The organism is Okeania sp. SIO2B9 (assembly GCF_010672505.1).
Taxonomy (GTDB): domain Bacteria; phylum Cyanobacteriota; class Cyanobacteriia; order Cyanobacteriales; family Microcoleaceae; genus Okeania; species Okeania hirsuta.
This window is the reverse complement of sequence record NZ_JAAHGK010000460.1, coordinates 1-5,303: the sequence shown is the minus strand read 5'-3', so window position 1 is coordinate 5,303 and position 5,303 is coordinate 1. Positions and strand designations below refer to the sequence as shown.

5 protein-coding genes and 1 pseudogene are annotated in these 5,303 nt (G+C 39.4%); 3 read left to right on the top strand and 3 right to left on the bottom strand.

The features are described from left to right. Positions 1-127, bottom strand: a pseudogene (locus F6K13_RS16900) (photosystem II D2 protein (photosystem q(a) protein)); the annotation flags it as partial. Positions 128-829: 702 nt separating this feature from the next. Here F6K13_RS16900 and F6K13_RS16895 point away from each other — a divergent pair. The 3 genes from F6K13_RS16895 (at position 830) to F6K13_RS16885 (ending at position 3,672) form a co-directional block, all read left to right on the top strand. Beyond that, the gene (locus F6K13_RS16895) at positions 830-1,393 is read left to right on the top strand and encodes a photosystem I assembly protein Ycf4 (protein WP_124147546.1); all 564 of its coding nucleotides are present in this window, start codon (positions 830-832) and stop codon (positions 1,391-1,393) included. 367 nt (positions 1,394-1,760) lie between these two features. Beyond that, entirely contained in the window at positions 1,761-2,513 is a 753-nt protein-coding gene (locus F6K13_RS16890) for a peptidylprolyl isomerase (protein ID WP_124147547.1), read from the top strand. A 7-nt stretch (positions 2,514-2,520) separates the two neighbouring features. Then, the gene (locus F6K13_RS16885; RefSeq protein WP_124155322.1) at positions 2,521-3,672 is read left to right on the top strand and encodes a beta-ketoacyl-ACP synthase; all 1,152 of its coding nucleotides are present in this window, start codon (positions 2,521-2,523) and stop codon (positions 3,670-3,672) included. A gap of 21 nt (positions 3,673-3,693) precedes the next feature. Here the strand turns inward: F6K13_RS16885 and F6K13_RS16880 are convergent, their stop codons facing one another. Then, positions 3,694-3,840, bottom strand: a complete 147-nt coding sequence (locus tag F6K13_RS16880; protein ID WP_287287868.1) for a hypothetical protein — start codon at positions 3,838-3,840, stop codon at positions 3,694-3,696. A 541-nt stretch (positions 3,841-4,381) separates the two neighbouring features. Beyond that, a complete protein-coding gene (locus F6K13_RS16875; protein WP_205127685.1) occupies positions 4,382-5,131 on the bottom strand; it encodes a hypothetical protein in 750 nt (249 codons plus the stop codon). Between the last annotated feature and the right edge of the window lie 172 nt (positions 5,132-5,303).

The window sequence follows — 5,303 nt, the reverse complement described above, 5'->3', positions numbered from 1 at the left end:
GGAATGCACATGGGAACAAGAGTATACCAGACCAGCCTACAAATACGAAGCGATCGCGTTTCAGCCAGTCATCCAGGACATCAAATGGTCCTCTTTGACTCTGCGGGCGTCCGACTGCTACAGTCATACTACTTTTATATCCTCTTGCTTTTATTGACATACTCCCGACGTTGCCCTTGAGCGACAACGCGGAATTCTTCAACCCGCACGGGGAGTTGCAGTTTATACAGAGGTGATGTCCTCCCCCTGTTTTTTCTATGTTCCCCTTCAGGAGAGCGCGGGACTTCCCGCTGTTTTTGTTAAAAAGTTTGCTTTCTTAAGCAAGTTAACATAAGTATATATATATTTAAGAAATTTTGCAATTATCTTTCCCAATACCTTAAACTTATTTAAGATTTTCTTTAGATTTTAATAAATGGCATAGAACCCTTGTGGAATATTAGCCCACGTAAAAATTATTTTATCATCACATATCCACGCTTTATCTTTCATATGTAAATCTAAGGGTGAATATCTAGAGGAAATGTAACAGGACTGACGCAGTAACGCTACATGATGGGGAGATGGGGAGATGGGGAGATGGTGAGATAGGGAAATCTGCACAATTAAACCCACATTCCGCACGTCAAATTGTAACATTAAAAGTAGTATAAAAACCGTAGCTGATGATGTAAAGCCTCATTATTGCAAGAGGTACTGATAACTGATAACTCAAATGACTCTCCCCACACTCCTCCTATATTTTTAAATAGGTCCTATAAGGGTTCTGTATTTATTTTGGGTCTAAAAAATTTTAAAATTGAGAATGGTATGTAAATATAGAAAGTTTATGACTACTCAAACTTTGATAGGTGATCGCTTACTGCGCAAGGAAATTATAGGGTCTCGTCGTCTCAGTAATTACTTCTGGGCTGTAATTGTCAGTATGGGAGGTATTGGTTTCCTCTTATCAGGGATATCTAGTTATCTCAAAGTTAATCTGTTATTTGTTGCCGACCCTAGCCAACTTAATTTTTTACCCCAGGGAATAGCTATGGGATTTTATGGTGTGCTTGGTACACTGTATGGACTTTTTTTGTGGTTAACTATTATTTGGGACATTGGTGGTGGCTACAATGAGTATAACCAAGAAAAAGGCCAGGTGATGATTTTTCGCTGGGGATTTCCTGGTAAGAATCGTAAAGTAGAATTTAGTTGTCCTACTGAAAATGTGCAATCTATTAAGGTAGATATTAAAGAAGGTCTCAATCCCCGTAGAGCTATATATCTTCGTCTCAAAGACAGTAGGCAAATTCCTCTTACCCGTGTCGGTCAACCATTGGCCTTGTCAAAATTAGAAAATGAAGCGGCTCAACTGGCTAAGTTTCTTCAAGTTCCTTTAGAAGGTCTTTAGTAGAAGTCAGAAGTTAGAAATTAGAAGTAATCCCTGACTGAGTTTGAACATTTAAAAATGTCTGCTTGGAGGGGTGATAGTAGAAGTTCAGAAGTCAGAAGTTAGAAGTTAGAAGTAATCCCTGACTAAGTTTGAACATTTAAAAATATCCACATGAAATCCGTAGCGTTACGTCAGTCAAACAAGAATCTCCCATTATAGTTTTTAATTTATAGCAATGTGCGCTGGCTTATGTACAAATTGCAGGAATTGCCCAATAGCTAAAACCTTATATTATCGGCAATTTATTCCCCCTATTGCCTATTGCCTGCGCGCAGCGCTATAACGATGAGAGTCTCAAAAAATCAACATTGAATTGTGAGTGAAAATGCAAAAAAAAATCAGCCAGTGGTTATTGTCATTAATTATAGTAGTAACTTTGTTGGTGACAGGATGTACTGCCACCTCTGTTCCTAATACAGAAGTTTCGACCCCATCAAGTCAAACAACATTAGATGCTAAGTACAACAGTTTACCTCAGCTAAACGGTAAAGCAACAGTAGTAATGACTGTAAATTCCTCTCCTATTACCATAGAAGTAGACGGCATTAACGCACCTATTACAGCAGGTAACTTTATTGATTTAGTTCAAAAAGGAGTTTATGATGGGTTAGTATTTCACCGAGTAGTGCGCAAACCTCAACCTTTTGTGGTTCAGGGTGGCGACCCTCAAAGTAAAGACCTCAATATCCCCTTAAATAATTTAGGTACAGGAGGTTTTATAGACCCCACAACCTCTAGCGAACGTTACATTCCTCTGGAAATTAAACCTCAAGATGCTTCAGAACCAGTTTACAGTAACACTTTAGAAGAAGTTGGTGTTGCGGAGTCACCTGTTTTGCCTCATACAAGAGGTGCTGTAGCAATGGCTCGCTCTCAATTTCCTGACTCTGCTTCATCCCAATTTTATTTTACTTTAACTGACCTGCCATTTTTGAATGGTAGCTATGCAGTATTTGGTTATGTTACACAAGGGATGAAAGAAGTTGTCGATAATATTGAAGCTGGCGATCGCATTGAGTCAGCGAAAGTTGTTGAAGGTCTGGAAAATTTAACCATACCTAATAGCAACGAATCTTAACTTAACTGTGGAAGTTGTAGTTACGGGTATCGGTCTCACTTCTGCTTTGGGGAACCTCCATCAAAGTTGGAAAAAACTTTTGGAGGGTAAGTCTGCTATTAAGTTACATCAACCTTTTGCAGAATTACCTCCCCTACCTTTGGGTTTAATAAATTTTCAACCTGTTAATTTAACTCAGTTAACCAAGGAAGTCGTAGAAACTGCTGTCAAATCTTCAGGTTTAACACTGCCCCTACATGAATGTGGTGTAGTCATCGGTTCTAGTCGTGGCTATCAAGGAATGCTGGAAAAGTTGGCAAAAAAGCAGCTTATTGGAGATGGTCAGCAAAACGATCTGGAAAAAGATGACACTTCATTTATTAATTTGTTGCCCCATCAACCTGCTATTTTTGCTGCGAGTCAGATAGGTACAAAGGGCGCTGTTCTTGCTCCAATGGCTGCTTGTGCGACGGGAATATGGGCGATCGCTCGTGCCGTAGAGTTAATTGAAACTGGTCAATGTCAACAGGTAATTGCGGGTGCTGTGGAATCTCCTATTACACCTCTGAGTATAGCAGGATTTAGAAAAATGGGAGCTTTGGCTCAAACAGGTGCTTATCCTTTTGACCGCAGTCGGGAGGGGTTAGTTTTGGGGGAAGGAGCTGCTGTTTTGGTATTGGAGTCGGCTGAATTTGCACGGCAAAGAGCGGCTAAAATTTATGGTCAAATTCGGGGTTTTGGTTTGACAAATGATGCTACTTATGGTAATGCGCCAGATTTGAGTGGAAAAAGTGCAATGTTAGCGATCGCTCAATGTTTGGAAAGAAGTGGTTTGTCTGCTGAAGATATTGACTATGTTCATGCTCACGGAACGGCAACTCAGTTAAATGATCGCCACGAAGCTAATTTAATTGAGCAAATTTTTTCCCAGGGAGTGGCAGTTAGTTCGACAAAGGGAGCGACGGGTCATACATTGGGAGCATCTGGAGCATTGGGTGCTGCATTTTGTTTGATGGCGATCGAACATCAGATTTTACCTCCCTGTGTAGGATTAAATGAGGCAGAATTTGACTTAAACTTGGTTAGGTATGCTCGTCAGTCTCAGGTGAAAAATGTTTTATGTTTGAGTTTTGGGTTTGGGGGGCAGAATGCAGTGTTAGTTTTAGCTTCAGGAAATTAAATTTTCCAATCTGAGGAAGAACTAAAAAATTGTGAAGTAAGGGCGATCGCTTTTACTACTCTCGCTGAAATATTCGCTTTCTTTCAATTCAGGATTTTTCCGACAAATTATGTGCCATGAAAAGCCTATCTTTTGTGCTTTTTCAGATACATATCTCACCCAACTCACTACCGTATTATCAGCCAGATTAACTATTCGACTAATGCCTCTTCAACTACTGTATCAGCCTTTATAACCATAGGCATTTGTTCAGGTTGAATTTTTCTACGATAGTAGAGCTTGTCAAAAGTATCGGTGTTTGCGCAGCATTCCGCAGGAAAAGTTTGTAGGCATTCAGGACAATAATATCGTTGACTTCCAATACTTGTCTTTCCATGATACCTGAGCTTTCTGATGTCTACACAGAGGAGATTCCATGATGATTGAAAGTATTTAGCGGGACTTGAATATTTTTTAGGCTAAAAATGGCTTCAAACTCAATGATAACAACGTATTTTCCTTGATCTGGCTAAAAATGGCTCTTTGCGTAGCATTCCGCAGGAAAACCTAGATAGATCAATCAATAGATTATTTTGACGTTAAAGCATTACATAGCAAGGGTTTAAAACTATTTTTAAGGCATTTTTTACTCAAGTCCCGTTAGGAACAATAATCATCTTATTATTCCCACACTTTCTTGATGCACTACCATTTCATTTTTTCTAGTTTTTTACTTGATGAAGTTTGAAGGCTTCAGTTTGCGTTTGAGAGTTGAAACTGCACCTAGAGTACCAAGAGCTAGAATACTTAAGATACTTGTGCTTTCTGGCACATCTACAGCAACCTTAATTTCTTTAATCAGAAAATCGTCGTTGCGATCGTCAGTATAGAAATCGAACACTAAACCCTTGGCAGGGAATAGAGCATTGGTTCCGTCACCATCAAAGTCAACACCACCACTGAAATCTACCTCGCGGGTCAAACCGAATCCAGGAAAATTCTGGAGCCTATCGGTTCCGAAAGTATCATTAATGTCTAAGTCAATACCATCAATGCCAAGATCAAATTCGTCTGTTCCAAGACCAAAATTACTAGCAGCGTCAAAGATAGTGGATAATAGAGTCACTTTTTTATTAAAAGTAAAACGCAGAAATTCGTTTGGACCAGAAGCATCTAGTTGAGATGAGTCAGCAAATCTACTACGAACACCAATACCAGAGAATAATCCATCTGTTTGAGAGATGTCAGCAGAGCGAATAACATTTAAAGGAGCATCTGCACGAGATCCACCAGAGTGAACCCCAGCAGTAACTGTCAATTCTAAGCCATCACCTAGATCATAAAATAGTGAAGGCACATTTTGGCGAGGTCCGGCAAAGTCTTGGCTTTTGATCAAGGTGATAGCATGAGAAGCTTCGCTAATGCTTAGACCTACAGCAACTACACTGCTTGCTATCAGACTTTTATGTAAGTTATTCATGGAAAACTCCTATTAATTTGTTCTGAATTAAGAGACTGTTTGTAAAGTTTTGTAGTATACAATGATTGACCTTTAAACTGTAACAACTTGGTTATTTATCCCAGATTTATAGGCTGAAATACCCAATTTGCCAGGGGTAAAAACACTTCATAATTCTTTACAAACGACCTCT